Source organism: Hanstruepera neustonica (assembly GCF_002895005.1).
Classification (GTDB): Bacteria; Bacteroidota; Bacteroidia; order Flavobacteriales; family Flavobacteriaceae; genus Hanstruepera; species Hanstruepera neustonica.
This window is the reverse complement of the sequence record NZ_POWF01000006.1, coordinates 84,321-104,492: the sequence shown is the minus strand read 5'-3', so window position 1 is coordinate 104,492 and position 20,172 is coordinate 84,321. Positions and strand designations below refer to the sequence as shown.

Sequence of the window (20,172 nt, the reverse complement as noted above, 5' to 3'; positions counted from 1 at the left end):
AAAAAACCCTCCAATGTTGGAGGGTTTTTTATCACTAAAACTACTATGGTTGGTTAGTATCGTACCAGTCTGACCGACTTGGTGACACCACTTTGGGTCACTTTCACGATGTACACGCCACCGTCCAGCTTATCACCAAACACGTGGGTACCATCATAACTAAAGTCCCCTTTATGAACAAGTCTGTTATTCATATCGAATACCTCGACTTGCACATCATCATTACTGATGGCTGTTTTCAGCCTTAAGTTAAAGTTGCTGTTGGATGGGTTCGGCCAAGCCGATACCTCCATATCAATACCCATTCTCAAGTCACTGCTGTCTACAACATCAATGCTACCAGAGACTGGTTGGTCAACAGGACATGGATCACACAAGTCATCAGCATTCCATACCGTATTCTTGTTACCATGCACACGATTGGCAATGAACAGTCCGGTCATATAAGTTGGGTCCCCGTTTTGGTCACCTTTCACCATTAATTCATGGAAATAGGCATGAATACTGGCGCGTACATAAGAACCTTTTTCAATCTGTACATCCTGGTTCACATAGAGCACCACCTTGTTTGGATCATCCGCATTGATGGTACCGTTCTGTGCGAGCATGAACTTCTCGTTAATAAAGACATTGGCACAGTTCTCAAACTCGATACTAGCCCCATCAAAGGTCTTCAGTTCGTTGATGTACACATTTGATTGTGTAAATATCACGGTCGCATTTTGCTTCACGGTCACCACATCATAGACACTGCCTGTTAAGGTCTGTGTCTGGTTATTGTTCACCGTAGCATCCGGACTACTGTTATTTGATAATGTATTGAATACAAACGATGGGATTGTTGGGTTGGCAGGTGCAAACACCTGACTACCGACAGTACTGCCTTGGTTCAGGTTAAAACTCACTGCCTGACCGAAACCGACCACTGTGGTGGCTTGGTGCAGCTTGATGTTACCAACATTTGGATCCATTGCTCCAACACCACCAGTTTGTACTAAATTATTGCCATGCAAGTAAACCTCTTCTTCAGCAATGATGGTATATGCTGCAGTAAGCGAACCTGGATCAAATCCAGTCACTTCAAACTCGGCATAAGCCGTACAGTTGGTAGCCGAAGTTACCAGTACCCCATAGATACCGTTGGCACCCACTTCAATAGAAGCCGTTTCCTCACCAGAGTTCCATAAGTATTCCACAGCCTCATCACTGTTGGCCGTTAAGACCACGACAGCCCCTTGGCAGAATTCTGGAAGCTCACTTTGCGTGATGGTCACTTCAGGGAAGCTACCATCCACTGTTACAGTGGCTGTACAGGTAGATGCGTTGCCATAATCATCCGTTACCGTTAGGGTGACCGTATTGTCACCTTCTTCGGCACAAGTGAATGTATCAGGAGATACACTATATGTTAAGTCCGTATCACAGTTATCAGTACTACCATCCGCAATGGCATCAATATCACTTTGAGATAGGGTATAAGTACCATCCGCATTGAGATATATGGAGATATCATTACAGACCGCAATCGGGTTAACCATGTCTTCCACAGTTACCACAGCCGTTTCACTGGCCGCATTACCATGGATATCCGTAACGGTTAACGTTACTGTATTATCGCCAATGTTGGAACAGTCAAAACTGTTAGGTGTCACGGCATAGGTATCAATACCACAGGCATCAGTAGAACCACCATCCACATCAAGCGCTTCAATAGAAGCATTACCCTGATCATCCAACTGAACAGTAATGTTCTGTGTCACTACGGTAGGTGCCACATTGTCTTCTATAGTCACTGTGGCATTACAAGTGGCGGTATTACCATTAACATCCGTTACCGTTAAGACCACTGGGTTAGCACCAATGTTCGAACAATCAAATTCGGTTACATCCAATTCCAGGGTTGCAATACCACAGGCATCATCAGATCCATTATCCACTTGTGAAGGTGCTACAGTAGCCGTACCATCAATACCCAGTTGTACAGTAATATCTTGACAGGCAGGAACCGGTGGAACCATATCCACAACGGTTACATTACCCTCACAGGTAGACACGTTACCACTGGTATCGGTTACGGTCAATATCACATTATTGGCCAAATCGGTAATTTCAATATCATGAGCCCCTAGGTTACCATAGGTGCCTTGAGGGAATTGTGTCCATTCGCTTGATAAATTGGCCACAAAGGCATTGATATTACCTTGAAGTACGTCATTGTTTCTAACAAGGGTTGTACCAGCAGTACTGACACCACCAGAGGACCATCCCGTTCCCGGGTTGCTACCAATCACACCCACAACGTCAACCGCATTGCCATCTTTAACAAGGGCTACGGCATCATTACCATCAAAGGCAAAACCATCGATTTGGTCAGCCTGTGAGGCACCATCATTATTACCAAAGCACAATACATAAACATCACGATCGGCAATACTTCCTAAAAGCGGCACTTCATATAAAGCCGTGGTGCTACCATCGGCATAGACACGCAGTACGTAGTTGTCACCTAATAAGTTCACTTCATTACCCGTACCATTGAAAATCTCCACACAATCGTTATCACCAGCACCATCCACATATTCGGAGATGATCAGGCCATCCAAGTCACCACCAATATCGGAACAATCAAAATCCAATTGCGACAGCGAAATACTCGCAATTTCACAGTTGTCATAAGAATCCCCATCAATATCTTCTTCAGAGATACTACCGTTACCAAACTCGTCTAATTGTACTTGTAAGCTCAGGCAATTGACTACTGGGGCAATATTATCCTCAACAGTTACTGTTGCCGTACAAATAGACTCGTTACCGTTAACATCAGTTACTAAAACATCCACACTATTGGTTCCAAGATCAGCACATGTAAATGATTCTATTTCAATTTCTACAGAATCAATACCACATGAATCCGACGGGAAGGTATTTAATCTCATGTTTTTTACCACCACACTTCCAAGGTCAGCTTCGTCTTGACCAAAAGTACTTGGACCTTGCACAGTGAAGCCATATTGAATGGTTACAGCATTAGTTTGTGTGTTATTATATTGAACTGAAAAATCATTGAAGGCAATTAGCGGATCATTTATTTCTTCTAACAATTGGAAGCTTGCATCAAATACTCTGATGTATGCAAATGCATTGTGGGTATTAGTTAATGAATTATCTAATGTAGATCCACTAAATCGGAATGAATTACCCGCAAGTAGAGTCGTTTCAATATAGGTGCTTCCTTGAAGATCATTTTGACCTTGATATTGCGGTAATGAGTTTGTTTGAAGAACAAGTTCTTCAGGGCCAATAAAACTCGATGCAATGTTAGTTAAAGGATAATCTGATCCACCTACAAAGATACCTCCTTGGAATACACCAACAAATCCTAACCATGAATCACTAGATGTTAAATCATTACCATTTAAAATATCGTAACCATCAATTGATGCACTACCTGAATCGTCCAACTGAATGGTAATGTCATTACAATTAATTATAGGAGCAACATTATCCTCAACGCGCACGATGGCCACACAGCTATCGAAATTGCCGTAAGCATCCGTGACCGTTAAAGTGACTTCTACACCTCTAGCATCCACTGTATGACTTCCCAAACCAGAAACATCATCTTGGTTATATTCTGTCCATTCTGTACCTAGTGATGGGAACCCATCAGCATTATCAGTATTACCTTTGGTGACAGTTATATTTCGTCTTAATGTCTGGTTTTGAGTTTCAATTGATCCTACTTGCCATTGAGAACCAGGATCTTCACCGATTTTACCAAAAATATCAACAGAAGTTCCAGTACTTATTTTGTATAATTCGATAGCATCATCACCATTCCAGTTGACAGCAGTAGCATTAGTTGCTGCTCCACCGTATATCGTAGCACTTGAATTTTGATAAACTTTTACGGCACCATCTGCCAAAATACCAGATAATGTATTCGTATTTTGAGGCGATGTATTACCATTTGAATACAGTATCAATTGATAATCGGACAAATCTACAGCACTTCCAGTACCATTGTAAATTTCAATATATTTATTGGAACTGCTACCTTCAACATATTCCGAAAAGAATAAATCGTTTATAGGTACTACAGCATTGACATCATCACAATCAAATGAATTTTGACTGATAGCTAAAGTCACATCACTACAAACATCATAGGAGCCTCCATCTAAATCAGTCGCTACAATAGATGCAGAACCATTGGAATCCAATTCAACTGTAATATCTTGGCAAATGACCACTGGTGCAGTCGTATCCATAACATTAACTGTAGTTGTGCAGGTATTTTCATTGCCATTATTGTCAATAACAGTTAAGGTTACCGTATTGGAACCTATTTCCGCACAAGTAAAGTTATATGGAGACACACTCAAACTAGCAATGCCACAGGCATCATTAGTGCCATTTGCAATAGCATCAATATCTACTGATGATAAGGTATAGTTACCAGTATCGTCCAATTCAACGGTTATAGGGTTGCAAACTACTGTTGGCGCTATATTGTCCAGAACCGTTACTGTGGCTTCACAACTGCTTGCGTTACCATTAACATCGGTTACGGTCAGAACGACAGTTGGTGAATCCAGGTTGCCGCTTGACATAGTATGTGTACCCAATCCAGATACATCATCTTGCGGAAGACCTGTCCATTCAGTACCTAAAGAAGGGAAACCACTTAAATCATCAACATTTCCTTGAGTTACGTTGGCATTTCTTCGTAAGGTTTGATTTTGAGTAGTATTTCCAGCAACCACCCATTGTGATCCTGGATCCTCACCAATTTTACCAAAAATATCAACAGATGTTCCAGAACTTATTTTGTACAATTCGATGGCATCGTCACCATTCCAGTTTACAGCACTGGCCACTGTAGTAGCACCTCCGTAAGCAACAGCACCATTATTAGCGTACACGATAACATCGCCGTCTGCTAAAATTCCAGAAAGCGAACTCGTTGTTGATGGCGAAGCACTTCCATTGGAATATAAACGCAATTCATAGTCAGATAAATCAACATTACTACCTGTACCATTGAATATTTCTATATACTTATTGAAGCCGGATCCTTCCACATATTCAGAGAAGAAAATATCTGAAGCAACCACAGGTTCAGAAACCACCACATCACTACAATCAAAATCAGCATTATCAACACTTAAAGAAGCAATACCACAAGCATCGGCACTGCCGTTGCCTATAGCTTCAATATCAGCTTGAGTTAATGTATAATTACCTGATGCATCCAATTCCACAGTGATGTCGTTACAAACCACCGTTGGAGGGGTTGAATCGACGACTAAAATGACTGTTGAACAGGTATTGGTATTACCGTTGTTATCAGTAACAGTCAGCGTGACATCAATCACTTGATCGGCATCCGCACAGCTAAAAGTATCAGGTGATACACTTAAGCTTGCAATTCCGCAGGCATCTGAACTTCCTGCTGCTATTTCAGCGATATCGTTTTCTGTTAAAGTGTAATTCCCATTCTCATCCAATTCTGCCTCAAATGGGTTACAGGAAACCGTTGGAGCCACATTGTCTTCTACTGTTACAGTAGCCGCACAAGTAGCAGAATTACCATTTTCATCAGTTACTGTCAATGTGACAACAGGTGAGGAGCCACCACCCACTGAATGACTTCCGAAGCCATCAATCGTGTCAATGTCAAATCCGTCCCATTCGCCTGAAGGATCAAAAGCATCGGATCCATTCGAATCGCCATCAGTAACAAAAGCCTTTCTTCTAATCGTGTTGTTTTGGGTTGATACCACACCAGAACCCCATTCAGAACCTGGATCAAATCCAATTTGACCAATAACATCGATGGTGTTATTATTATTCAATAACTCAATAGCATCATCACCATTATAGAAACTACCTGGCGCATTATAATCTCCTGAAATAATTTCCGCGCTATCATCACATACCACATAGACATCACCATTATTAAGGCTTCCTGATAAGTTTAAGGTATTACCAGGAGATGTGCTACCATTAAAATAGAATCTCAAAGTGTAGTTTGAAAGATCTACGGTATTACCCGTGCCATTATATATTTCAAGACATTTATTATTGGAACTGCCTTCCATGTATTCAGAAATAAAGAGGTCATTGGAAGGTGTGGCAGCTGCAACTACATCCGAACAGTCAAATGTATCGATGTCCACACTATATGAAACCTCACCACAGGCATCGGTGCTGCCATTGCCTATAGCCTCAATATCGGCTTGAGACAAGGTATAATTACCTGACGCATCTAACTCCACAGTAATATCGTTGCAAACCACAGTAGGCACAACTATGTCCAGTACGGTCACGTTGGCTGTGCAAGATGCTGTATTTCCACTGGTATCCGTAACCAATAGGGTCACAGTATTTGTTTGTCCAATATGGCTACAGTCAAATTCTGTTTGGCTCAATTCTAATGAAGCAACCGCACAGTTATCATTTGATCCGTTATCTACTTGTTCTGCGGTAATGGAACCATTTCCGGAGCCATCCAATTGTAAGATAACATTTTGACAAACAGCAATAGGAGCCGTATTATCTTCAACAGTTACTGTTGCGGTACAAGTAGCGCTATTGCCATTTTCATCGGTTACTGTTAGTGCCACAGATGGTGACGAACCACCACTGGAAACAGTATGACTACCAAGGTCATCAGCATAATCCTGATCAAATTGTGTCCATTCTGTTGCCAAAGATGGGAAGTCTGTAGCATCGTCGGTATTACCTTGAGCAACACCTGCATTTCTAATCAACGTTTGATTAGCTGTTCCGTTACCACCTTGGTTCCATTCAGAACCTGGATCTTGTCCAACTTTCCCAAACACGTCAATAGGTGTACCATTCTTTAATAACACAACAGCATCATCTCCATTAAAATTAATGTTACTATTAGTTTCATCAGCTTCGCTTAAGAAAGCAGCTGTTGAACTTGGGTTACAGATTACATAGACATCACCGTTAGCAACCGTACCATTTAAGGTAATTGCAGTAGGCGTTGTACCACCATTAGAATAGCGTTCAAGTGTATATCCATTGGCTGATAAGTCAATAGCTGCACCTGTACCATTATAGATTTCGATACATTTATTATTACTACTACCTTCAATGTATTCCGAGATAAACAAATCGTCGAGAATAGCTGGTCCACCGGACAAATCACTACAATCAAACGTATCATTATCTACACTAAATGACACATCGCCGCAAGCATCGTTACTTCCAGCACCAATGGCTTCCAAATCAGCTTGAGATAAAGTATAGTTACCTGAAGCATCTAGCTCCACAGTGATGTCATTACATACCACGGTTGGAGCAATTGTATCTTCAACTAAAATAACTTGTGTACAACTCGCAGTATTGCCAGAAGTATCAGTTGCTGTCCAAACAACATCATTACTACCTAATGGGAATATTGTTGAGGCATCAACAGGATTACCATTAAAGGTTGCTATAACCGAAGCAATGGCACAATCATCATTAGCAATTGGTGTATTGGCATTTAAAGTAACACCGTCTATATTTAATTGTTGACCATTAGTATTTGCCCCTAAACCTAACTCAATTCGCAAAGGTCCAGAAATACCCGCATTATTCACAACAAATGTTCTAGAATAAGTCACAAAATCACCCTGTTCTAGCTTTGGACTACTAGAGGATACTGGAGTAAGTTGAGTAGCTCCCGCATACAACCTTAAAACAGGCGGATTTGTTGCTTTTGAATTATCATTTCTCCAACCAAAATCTGCTGTAAGGGTATAGGTAACATTTTGTTGAAGATTTTCCGTAAGTGTTTGAGACATGGTTTTTTCGGCTGTACCGCCACCAAACCAAGCACCATTTATTAATGCTATATTTCCTCTATTTACGCTAAAATTGCCCGTGTTATCATAACGCGTCACGCCCATTTCTGCATTCCACGTCCAACCTGCCATATCATATTGGTTTCCAGATGAGCCATCACTAAAGGTAAGGTTTGGACCCGTTAAGTTGGTTTCATTTGGACCAGTTGCAAAGGACCCATTTGGTAATGCTGGAGCAGTTACCGTTGTAGAGCCTGCTTTGTATAGTATTTCAAAATCAGGATTTACGATCGCTATTGGAGTAACTATGTTAAAGTTTGTAGCTGAACATGCATCAGCATCTGTTGAAACTGTTAAATCATCAGGGCATTGAATGGTAGGAGGCGTAGTATCAGCCACCACTGTAAATTGCGCACTGTAGTTTGCACTATTATTATTAGCTAAATGCGTTCCAGAATTCGGATTTGAAGTGTAATCTGCTGTAGTGTAAACTTGTAAGGTGTAATTTCCTGGAGCTAAACCATTTAATAGGTCAATGCCTTGATTACTAGTTTCCCATGTTTGGTTTTGGCAACCAGATGGTGCTCCTGCATCATCACTTAAAAACCCTAAATTTAATTGGTTAAATGCTCCTGAAGAGCCAGAAGACGTCTCGTAAACTTCATAGCGCAATGTGCCATTTGTTATATTTCCAGAATCACACTTAAATGTTTTATTTTGGGCTCCATCTAGCAATAAGCCAGTTCCACAGGTAAGATTACCAAAATTATTACCCTGAAAATCTGGATTACCAGTTGTTGCTTGTAAGTCATAATAGGTACCATTAACAATGACGTAGCTCTCAAAAATACCAGAGTTTTCGTCAAGTGTACTTGGGTTACAGTCATCATCAATACCATTAAAGTTTATCTCGGTAGCTCCAGGATTAACAGCAGCATTGTTATCATCGCAATCCACATCATCCGTAAAGCCATCTCCATCATTATCAGTTCCTGGAGTAGAGCAAACCTCTAGATTATTAAAGTAGGCATTGCGCTCTTGGTTGAATCCTGCATTAAAATTAAACATCCTTAAGAATGAAATAACTTGTCCGCCAGCAGGATTTTTTAGGGACTTACTAAAATTATGTGTTGTACCGTTAAATAATTCTGTTATGGTAATGTCTACAGTGTTAGCAGATGTCATAGTCATGTCAAACTGTAAACCTTCGTCTGTAAAACCAATTCCAGTTCCTTCAGCGCCATTCAGGTTATCTATAGTATAGCTTGGTTGCCCGTTGGCGTAGTAAAACTCCAATAGGTTTTGTCCGCTTGTATTTCGTAAGCTAAAGCCTACAACACCACCGGCTTCAATCCAACCATTATCCATCTGAATGCTAAAGGAATCACCAGTACTTAAAGGACTATCAAAAGGACGAACCATTTCTGCTATTTGACCAGAATTGGCAAATAAGCCCCAAGCCGCACCAGAGCTATTGATATCACCATCACCGTTGTTGTCACCATCACCATTATTAGTAGAAGATGCAGTGAAATTTCCAGAGCTACCTGTAGTGGCAAAAGTCCAACTGCCAAAGCCATCATTCGCCTCATCATTGAAAGCTGTTGTGGCATCCGAAGTTTGACAATTATCCAAAACAGATACGGCACATCCAACTTCTACGGCTGGGCTATATACTGAAGTATCATTACTAACCCAATTATTGCGATTGTGCAATATAGCGCGTATTTGTTCTGGTGAACCCTCAATCGGGTTTGCGCCTGCTAGCGCACAGCTAAATTGCCAGTTATCTTGTTCTAAATTACTGGCATTAACCAATCTTACAGCAGTATCACCAGTTACTAAATCGTTTGGGAGTGCAGAAGTAGCATTATCAATTGCAGCACCATCCCAATTAGCGTCATCGCCACCGGAAGCAACATTGTTAAACTGTAAACCAGCAATAAATATAGGTGTACTAATGGATCCTTGAATGGCAAATAATTGATCGCCTATGTAGGAATAGGCCGTAGATACAGGGTTTAAACTAGATAAATCCAGTGTCACTATATCACCCTTTGACCTGGCTACACCAGAGGTCCACGTTAATTCTCCATCACCTGGATAATTAAAGAAACTGTTGGTACTATCATTCCAACCTCTGTCTGTAAAGATGATGGTTGTTGCTGCATCAATATCTTTGAGTAGTACAAAAGCAAAAGAATCATCCAGATTGGTTGCCCCATCTGTATTACTTCCAAGAAATGCGATATCGCCAGCTGATAAGTTTGTTTGCGTATAACCATTAATTGTAACAATAATGGTTGCTATCAGTAGTAGTATTTTTTTCATAATGATAAATATTTAAACTTATTAGCTTCTTGAAGGATAAATTCCTTGTAAGCATATGATATATCTTACAGTTGTATATGGAGGCATATGGTTGACAGACGTATTGCCACCAGTGTTACCCGTATTAAAAGTTCCTAGTGTATTATCAGAACTTGATTTAAATCCATTGATTCCATTACCTGATAAGTTGTTGCCATTTGGAAGATCTGTGTCACCTTCCTCTGCTGTTGGAATGGCTACAACGTGACTATGTGATGGTATGTTGTTAACTGTTAATATATGGCTTTCAGAACCACTAACTTGCCCTTGAGGTCTAGGCGTCAATCCAGGACCACTACCTGCATGCATGGCAAATCGACCTCTTAAATCGGGTAATGCAAATGTTGTTCTACCGTCACCGCCGTAGGTAGTACCCAATATTGAAAATAAAGCTGTATTTGAGCTTATAGATAGTAATTGACCATCGCAAAAAGCCCAGTTTCTTGGTGCGAAATTCCCTGCAAACATTCTAATTTCACCAATAAAACCATCTTGGGCTTGTGAAACATTTGTGAAGGAAAATAATAGTATCGTAAAAATTATAAGTTGTTTTTTCATAATAAATATTTTGTGTTAGTTAGCTTCTTGAAGGAAATATCCCATTGAGGGCTATGATGTATCTCACAGTCGTATAGGGTGGCATATGATCAACAGAGGTATTACCACCAGTATTACCTGAATTAAAAGTTCCCAATGTATTGTCCGAACTTGCTTTAAATCCGTTGATTCCATTACCCGAAAGGTTGTTGCCATTAGGAAGATCTGTGTCACCTTCTTCTGCAGTTGGAATAGCTACAACATGACTATGTGATGGTAAATTGTTAGATGTTAATAAATGACTTTCAGAACCACTTGTTTGTCCTTGCGGTCTAGCCGTTAATCCTGGGCCGTTACCAGCATGCATAGCAAATCGACCTCTTAAATCAGGTAGACCAAAAGTCGTTCTGCCATCTCCTCCATAGGTCGTTCCTAAAAGAGAAAAGAGCGCTTGATGTTGATTAATAGGTAATAGTTGTCCGTCGCAAAATGCCCATCCGGAAGGAGCAAAGTTGCCGCCGAACATCCTAATTTCACCAATAAATGGTTCTTGAGCTTGAATTGTGCCTATAGACATGAATAGAAAAAGGCATAGCATTGAAATGTGATTTTTCATAATATGTTTTGGTTTAAGATAAGTTAGTTATGTCATTCAGACTCATTGAAACTTATCAATAAGCAAAAGAATCCATAATTAACCTGTGTTGGTTTTTAAACATTACCAAAACACAAGATATGCCTTCAGAGACATTACAATGTTCTGTTAGATACAATTAAATTTATGTAGATGTTGGTTAGTTACAACCTATCCCTAATGAAGTAGATATGTTGATTAATAGCAGGTTAAAAGTAGGTAATTAAATTTTAAGTTCCCAAAATATCAAGTTTAATAAATGGTTACCAAATTGTTTTTTCGATAAGCGGTTAAATAATTCAGATAAATAACAGTAACAAAAAACCCTCCAATGTTGGAGGGTTTTTTTATCACTAAAACTACTATGGTTGGTTAGTACCGTACCAGTCTGACCGACTTGGTGATACCGCTTTGGGTCACTTTCACGATGTACACGCCACCGTCCAGTTTGTCGCCGAACACGTGCGTACCATCATAACTAAAGTCCCCTTTATGAACGAGTCTGTTGTTCATATCGAATACCTCGACTTGCACATCATCATTACTGATGGCTGTTTTCAGCCTTAAGTTAAAGTTGCTGTTGGATGGGTTCGGCCAAGCCGATACCTCCATATCAATACCCATTCTCAAGTCACTGCTGTCTACAACATCAATGCTACCAGAGACTGGTTGGTCAACAGGACATGGATCACACAAGTCATCAGCATTCCATACCGTATTCTTGTTACCATGCACACGATTGGCAATGAACAGTCCGGTCATATAAGTTGGGTCCCCGTTTTGGTCACCTTTCACCATTAATTCATGGAAATAGGCATGAATACTGGCGCGTACATAAGAACCTTTTTCAATCTGTACATCCTGGTTCACATAGAGCACCACCTTGTTTGGATCATCCGCATTGATGGTACCGTTCTGTGCGAGCATGAACTTCTCGTTAATAAAGACATTGGCACAGTTCTCAAACTCGATACTAGCCCCATCAAAGGTCTTCAGTTCGTTGATGTACACATTTGATTGTGTAAATATCACGGTCGCATTTTGCTTCACGGTCACCACATCATAGACACTGCCTGTTAAGGTCTGTGTCTGGTTATTGTTCACCGTAGCATCCGGACTACTGTTATTTGATAATGTATTGAATACAAACGATGGGATTGTTGGGTTGGCAGGTGCAAACACCTGACTACCGACAGTACTGCCTTGGTTCAGGTTAAAACTCACTGCCTGACCGAAACCGACCACTGTGGTGGCTTGGTGCAGCTTGATGTTACCAACATTTGGATCCATTGCTCCAACACCACCAGTTTGTACTAAATTATTGCCATGCAAGTAAACCTCTTCTTCAGCAATGATGGTATATGCTGCAGTAAGCGAACCTGGATCAAATCCAGTCACTTCAAACTCGGCATAAGCCGTACAGTTGGTAGCCGAAGTTACCAGTACCCCATAGATACCGTTGGCACCCACTTCAATAGAAGCCGTTTCCTCACCAGAGTTCCATAAGTATTCCACAGCCTCATCACTGTTGGCCGTTAAGACCACGACAGCCCCTTGGCAGAATTCTGGAAGCTCACTTTGCGTGATGGTCACTTCAGGGAAGCTACCATCCACTGTTACAGTGGCTGTACAGGTAGATGCGTTGCCATAATCATCCGTTACCGTTAGGGTGACCGTATTGTCACCTTCTTCGGCACAAGTGAATGTATCAGGAGATACACTATATGTTAAGTCCGTATCACAGTTATCAGTACTACCATCCGCAATGGCATCAATATCACTTTGAGATAGGGTATAAGTACCATCCGCATTGAGATATATGGAGATATCATTACAGACCGCAATCGGGTTAACCATGTCTTCCACAGTTACCACAGCCGTTTCACTGGCCGCATTACCATGGATATCCGTAACGGTTAACGTTACTGTATTATCGCCAATGTTGGAACAGTCAAAACTGTTAGGTGTCACGGCATAGGTATCAATACCACAGGCATCAGTAGAACCACCATCCACATCAAGCGCTTCAATAGAAGCATTACCCTGATCATCCAACTGAACAGTAATGTTCTGTGTCACTACGGTAGGTGCCACATTGTCTTCTATAGTCACTGTGGCATTACAAGTGGCGGTATTACCATTAACATCCGTTACCGTTAAGACCACTGGGTTAGCACCAATGTTCGAACAATCAAATTCGGTTACATCCAATTCCAGGGTTGCAATACCACAGGCATCATCAGATCCATTATCCACTTGTGAAGGTGCTACAGTAGCCGTACCATCAATACCCAGTTGTACAGTAATATCTTGACAGGCAGGAACCGGTGGAACCATATCCACAACGGTTACATTACCTTCACAGGTAGACACGTTACCACTGGTATCGGTTACCGTTAATATCACATTATTAGCCAAATCAGTAATCTCAATATCATGAGCCCCTAGGTTACCATAGGTACCTTGAGGGAATTGTGTCCATTCACTTGATAAATTGGCCACAAAGGCATTGATATTGCCTTGAAGCACATCTACGTTTCTAACAAGGGTCGTACCAGCAGTGGTTACACCACCAGAAGACCATCCTGTACCAGGATTCGTACCAATGACACCCACAACGTCAACCGCATTGCCATCCTTCACAAGGGCCACGGCATCGTTACCATCAAAGCCAAAACCGTCAATTTGATCCGCTTGATCCGCACCATCATTGTTACCAAAGCACAGGACATACACATCACGATCGGCGATAGTACCCAATAAAGGCACTTCATATAAAGCCGTGGTACCACCATCAGCATAGACGCGTAACACATAGTTATCACCTAATAAGTTCACTTCATTACCCGTACCATTGAAAATCTCAACACAGTCGTTATCACCAGCACCATCCACGTATTCGGAGATGATCAAACCATCCAGGTCTCCACCAATATCGGAACAATCAAAGTCCAATTGTGAAAGTTCAATACTTGCAATCTCACAGTTGTCAGTGGAATCACCATTAATATCTTCTTCAGAGATACTACCGTTACCAAACTCGTCTAATTGTACCTGAAGGCTCAAGCAGTTGACTACTGGTGCTTCGTTGTCGATTACAGTCACATCAATGGAGCAAGTTGCAGTAAGACCTGCTTGATCAACAACAGTCCAATTAACAGTTGTCGTTCCAACAGGATAAAAACCACTAGCATTGTCAGTACCAGTGTAGTCGTTTGTAATAGAGGCTATAGAACAATTGTCACTATAGGCAGGTGTTGGAATAACCAATTGGGCACCACATTGTCCCAGATCATTATTAACAGTTATGTCTCCTGGACTTGTATTGCCATTATTTACAAGACTAGCATTATCAAACATGATGGCGCCACCAGTTGGTTGTTGGCTTATAAGAACCAACCTTACACCGGTAACTCCAACGGGCGCAGTAGCATCAACACTGATTTCTGTCCAAACGTCTTGAGGGCTAGAAGCAGAAGTAAAGAACGGAGAGGTTTCTACCCCTACGATGGAGCCTCCAACTAACCATTCTAATTTTACTTGCCCCCAACCATCTGGATTTGTTGGATCGAATGAGGCATTTTGCATATAAACTTTGCCAGTAATATTATCTCCAGTATTGACAGGGAAATCTTGGAAAACACCAGAATTAGGACCGAACATTTTTATATAGAAATTACCACTTTGCGCAGAACCAATGATATTTTGGTCATAACTTCTAACACTTCCCCAAGCCTCATAAAATGAAATCCAATTAGTAGATCCTAAACCATCATGAATGGCATTATTTTCAAAGTCATTATTGATTACTAAATTTTGTGCTGTGGTAGCACCGCAATTAATAATTGGTGCTTCGTTATCCTCAACAATGACGTCAGTTGTGCATGCTACTATTTGGCCATTACCATCATCTACGGTCCAGGTCACAACAGTAGTACCTTGCGGGAATATGGCTCCAGCAAGGGAAGCATCGTTATTATAATCGTTGGTAATACTGCCAGACGAGCAGTTATCGGTAAAGCTGGCATCCAGTTCAGATCCCACTACAGTATAATCACATACGCCAGGGTCAGTATTAAATGTCGTATTTGGTACACAGGATATAACTGGTGGTGTTTGATCATCAAAATGGACATCAAAGGTACAATCCACTGAATTACCATTACCATCATCAGCATTCAAGGTAACCGCGACAACCTGGTCGCCACTAAAGACTGTTCCAGCAGCAGGTATTTGTGAAACGGTAACCCCACAATTATCGGTGGCAACACCAACCGTATAATCAGGCATGATGGCATCACAGGTCGCATCTAAAACCACGACTTGATCAGCAGGACAGGTTAAAACAGGTGGTGTTTGATCATCAAAATGGACATCAAAGGTACAATCCACTGAATTACCATTGCCATCATCAGCGGTCAGTATAACTGCGACAACTTGGTCACCGCTAAAGGCTGTTCCAGCAGCGGGTACTTGTGTAACGGTCACGCCACAATTATCAGTGGCAACACCAACCGTATAATCAGGCATGATGGCATCACAGGTAGCATCTAAAACCACGACTTGATCAGCAGGACAGGTTAAAACAGGCGGTGTTTGATCGTCAAAATGCACATTAAATGTACAATCCACCACATTACCATTACCATCATCAGCGGTCAGTATGACCGCGACAACCTGATCACCGTTAAAGGCTGTTCCAGCAGCAGGTATTTGTGAAACGGTCACGCCACAATTATCAGTGGCAACACCAATCGTATAATCCGGCATGATGGCATCACAGGTCGTATCTAAAACCACGACTTGATCAGCAGGACAGGTTAAAACAGGCGGTGTTTGATCATCAAAATGGACATCAAAGGTACAATCCACTGAATTACCATTGCCATCATCAGCGGTCAGCGTAACCGCAACAACTTGGTCTCCGTTAAAGGCTGTTCCAGCAGCAGGTATTTGTGAAACGGTCACGCCACAATTATCGGTGGCAACACCAACCGTATAATAAGGCATGATGGCATCACAAGTCGCATCTAAAACCACGACTTGATCAGCAGGACAGTTTAAAACAGGCGGTGTTTGATCATCGAAATGCACATCAAACGTACAATCTACCACATTACCATTACCATCATCAGCGGTCAGTATGACCGCGACAACTTGGTCACCGTTAAAAGCTGTTCCAGCAGCAGGGACTTGCGTAACCGTCACCCCACAATTATCGGTAGCTACACCGTCGGTATAGTCTGGCATAACAGCATCACAAGTTGCATCTAAAACAACGACTTGATCAGCAAGACAAGTTAAAACAGGCGGTGTTTGATCATCAAAATGCACATCAAAGGTACAATCCACAGTATTACCATTATTATCATCAGCGGTCAAGGTAACCGAGACAACTTGGTCACCGTTAAAGGTTGTTCCAGCAGCAGGGACTTGCGTAACCGTCACGCCACAATTATCGGTAGCAACACCAACCGTATAATCCGGCATAACGCCATCGCAAGCTGCATCTAATACTATTACTTGATTAGCAGGACAGGTTAAAACTGGTGCTTCAGTATCCTCGACAACTACGTCAAATGTACAACTATCACTGCCAACACTATTTGTGGCAGTAGCTGTAACAGTGGTTATACCCACAGGAAAAAAATCTCCAGGTTGGTGACTGTATGTAATTGTTGATTGCGGAATACCTGCTGTATCTGTAGCTCCAAAAAATGCTATTGCACCACATGATTCTGGTAAATTTTCAACAATCAAATCCGAAGGACAGGTAACAACAGGCGGTACGTTATTATTTCTGTAAGTAATTCTTAATAATTGGGTTCCATAACCACTTCCTCCAAAAATATATCCGTTTCCAGATGTAATTCTACCTCCAATGGTAAAGTAATTCCCTGCTTGTGATTCTAATTCATTCAATGCTGTTGCGTTTAAATTAAAATCTCTTCTAAAACCAGTCGAATTATTTACGCTGTACGATCCATATACAGGACCAGATCCTAAATCATTCCATACTGAAATACTATTTGAGGAATTTCTTACAGTATTATAATTACTACTAACATTGAATAAGGTATACGTTGCGTTTGATGAAGATATTGCGGAACTTGCAGAAATTACAGATAATTGCGCGCTTATTATTTCAACATTTTGAGGTAATGAATTTAAATTAAAAATAAAAAAGTTATGGTATGTCCTACCATTATAAGGACCAACTAAATAATTGGTATTAAATGAATCATGATAACCATTGTTTTGGTACCAGCCAGTGTGCCAATCACCTATTGTAATCGTAGTGGTTTGAGAAAATGTAATTTCAGTATAAAAGGTAACTAGCGTAAAAATTACGAAAAAGAAAAAACGCTTCATAAGGATTAGTGTTGGTTAATATTAATACCCTAACACACGTATAGCCTTACGGAAACGTAGAAAACGTTCCCTGATTTATTGTAGAAGTGGTTGGTTACAACGTACCCTTATTACTTAAAAAAGAAGATATGTTGATTAATAGCTTATGTAATATAAAACGAATTTTCAAATAACCTTAATTTTTAATTATGTAAATTATTGATTATTAGATAATTTGATATATTTTACCGTTAACTTGTTTAAATTATTAATCAAAAAAATTATGGTTCAATAAAAAAACCTGTCCGATTTTGGTTGGTTGAACAAAATCAGACAGGTTGAACATAATTTCCAAAAAATTATTGATTAATAGCGTCATAAAATTCTATATAAGAAAAGGTATATGCAATACTCAATTTGAGTATTTCGAGTAATTGTATGTTTTTATCGTTTAAAAACAGTACCTTGAGTGCTCGAGTCAGTCTAGATTCTTTGTCTGTAAAAAAGAAATGGTTTAAAATATTTTTAAAATTTACAATGGCATTTTTCCGGCCTTTAGCATACCAATGAGTTCACCCGTTGAAGCAATATTCAACTTTTTCAAAATATTACGCCTATGTGTATCCACCGTATTCGGACTAATACTCAATTTCTGCGCAATAGCTTTACTGGAGTGGTTAAGCACTAATAATCGAATAATGTCCCGTTCCCGATTACTAATACCATCGGATAGCAAACCTTGGGAAAAATTATTGTAATACTTGGTTTCATAAACGTTTTGGGCGTTTAAATATTTGGCAGTAGCGGTTATAGGAAGTTTCATAGCAATATCAGCGTGCAAAACGGTATAGTGGGCTAACCCAATAATGGGTTTCATGGCTGTATCAAATTCTAGGGGAGTGGTGTTTTGCACCACATTCACATAGACACCATCAGCATTTTTAATGCGATAGTTCCAAGTATAACTCATGCGATTGCGCTGTTCTTCCGGAATTTCCGAAAGCGTAAAATCCATCAGGTGGTTCATGGCCTTAAGCCATATTTCAATATCTTCTGGATGCATCCGACTCCAAAAGTAGCGCATACCTTTGGTTTTAAGTTCCTCATGGTCTAACCCCAAACAGGCATGCATGTTTTTACTGATGTACTCAAAGCTTAATTCCTGGGTATTTGTCACACAAAAATAAGTCGAGCTATACGGTAAAAAGGCATCCAGCTCCATCATTTTAGTAATGTGTTCTTCCAACGAAGGCTTGTAATAAGAAATAAAAATATCCTTATAAAGCTCTTTTATATATGCTGATTTCATGTGCTATTAAATGAATCCCATTTATTAAAAGTAATTTAAAGTAATACAGATTAAGAAAATGGTAGATAAAAAACCTATAAAACACATTTTTTTTCGTTGAAACAGAACACAGCCGTTGTCATTGCTCTTATATTCATAAGCCCGTTGTCACTCAGAGCACCGCGAAGAGTCTTTACCTGTCATTGCGAGCGAGCTACGAGTGTGGCAATCTCAATTAAATGAGTTTTCAGTAGCTCAACTCTCACCAATCCCCACAACCGCAATGCCCATACCATCACCACCAGCCAAAATATAATCCTGATCACCAACTGTCTGATAAAAAGATGTTCGGGCAACAACAAGAATAGTACCAATACCTTTAGGCATACCCAAACACTCTAATTTAAAAGATGAATCAGCAAAGTCCCGAGTAATTTTCAGCGTGTTGGTCTCAAGGCTAGAGTAGGTCATGGATTCAAAATCAAACCGCACAACACCCAAACAAACCTGCATAAAATCAGCCTGTTCAGGGAATTTAATGTGTTGAACATTAAAACTACGTGTATTTAAGGAAAGTGAATCCCAATCAAAGGCATACTGACAAGGAAACAAATCAGCGCGTTTAGGCGTAAAATTAAAATCCAACAACAAACGCTTCCCTAAATCGGTTTCCATCCCCAAATGCACACGCCGTTTTCCATGGTCTGATACAGTGTCACAATCCCGTATCTTAATAAACAATTGCATCAATCGGTAATGAAGTGTGCCATCCTTATAATCAAATAGCAAGGGTTTTAAGGCAAGCTTAAAGTGTTTGTTCACATGCGAACAATTAGCGAATTCCGTATTTTGCTCACGCACACGCTTCATGTTGGGACTGTGCTTAATGGCATCCCTATTAAAACCGCCACCAGCTTTTCGGGCAGTTGGCACACCTTTCCGATAGTAAAAATTAACACCACCTAGGGTGCCAATTAAGGGTAAGATTCCTGCTTGTTTAGCCATAATAAAGTAGGTTTAAGTTATTTAAATATACAGAAATAGTTATAAATAACCTATAACATGCCATATTTATACCGACTATATGCCGACTTTATACCGACTTTTCTTTAGGGTTACTTCGTGTCAAACCCATACCAAGCCCATAGAAAACTCAAGCGATATCAGGC

At 40.5% G+C, this 20,172-nt stretch carries 6 protein-coding genes; all 6 read right to left on the bottom strand.

The genetic code is table 11. From position 1 onward, the window contains the following. Positions 1 to 53 precede the first annotated feature (53 nt). The 6 genes from C1T31_RS09865 to C1T31_RS09840 all read right to left on the bottom strand — a co-directional run bounded on the left by C1T31_RS09865 (position 54) and on the right by C1T31_RS09840 (position 20,008). Positions 54 to 10,154 (bottom strand): lamin tail domain-containing protein, encoded by a 10,101-nt coding sequence (locus C1T31_RS09865; RefSeq protein WP_103052333.1) that lies wholly within the window; start codon positions 10,152 to 10,154, stop codon positions 54 to 56. A gap of 21 nt (positions 10,155 to 10,175) precedes the next feature. Then, complete coding sequence (locus C1T31_RS09860; RefSeq protein WP_243398928.1) at positions 10,176 to 10,751, bottom strand: phage tail protein; 576 nt, start codon at positions 10,749 to 10,751, stop codon at positions 10,176 to 10,178. Between the two features lie 19 nt (positions 10,752 to 10,770). Continuing rightward, complete coding sequence (locus C1T31_RS09855; RefSeq protein WP_165780099.1) at positions 10,771 to 11,346, bottom strand: phage tail protein; 576 nt, start codon at positions 11,344 to 11,346, stop codon at positions 10,771 to 10,773. A gap of 390 nt (positions 11,347 to 11,736) precedes the next feature. Then, positions 11,737 to 17,736 (bottom strand): HYR domain-containing protein, encoded by a 6,000-nt coding sequence (locus tag C1T31_RS09850; RefSeq protein ID WP_103052331.1) that lies wholly within the window; start codon positions 17,734 to 17,736, stop codon positions 11,737 to 11,739. Between the two features lie 511 nt (positions 17,737 to 18,247). After that, on the bottom strand, positions 18,248 to 19,024 hold the full coding sequence (locus C1T31_RS09845) for a LuxR C-terminal-related transcriptional regulator (RefSeq protein WP_103052330.1): 777 nt from the start codon (positions 19,022 to 19,024) through the stop codon (positions 18,248 to 18,250). 234 nt (positions 19,025 to 19,258) lie between these two features. Next, a complete protein-coding gene (locus C1T31_RS09840) occupies positions 19,259 to 20,008 on the bottom strand; it encodes a hypothetical protein (RefSeq protein WP_103052329.1) in 750 nt (249 codons plus the stop codon). Positions 20,009 to 20,172: the final 164 nt, after the last annotated feature.

Coding starts and splice junctions, on each gene's coding strand:
- C1T31_RS09865 (WP_103052333.1), bottom strand. CDS start 10,154: ATGAAAAAAATACTACTACTGATAGCAACCATTATTGTTACAATTAAT.
- C1T31_RS09860 (WP_243398928.1), bottom strand. CDS start 10,751: ATGAAAAAACAACTTATAATTTTTACGATACTATTATTTTCCTTCACA.
- C1T31_RS09855 (WP_165780099.1), bottom strand. CDS start 11,346: ATGAAAAATCACATTTCAATGCTATGCCTTTTTCTATTCATGTCTATA.
- C1T31_RS09850 (WP_103052331.1), bottom strand. CDS start 17,736: ATGAAGCGTTTTTTCTTTTTCGTAATTTTTACGCTAGTTACCTTTTAT.
- C1T31_RS09845 (WP_103052330.1), bottom strand. CDS start 19,024: ATGAAATCAGCATATATAAAAGAGCTTTATAAGGATATTTTTATTTCT.
- C1T31_RS09840 (WP_103052329.1), bottom strand. CDS start 20,008: ATGGCTAAACAAGCAGGAATCTTACCCTTAATTGGCACCCTAGGTGGT.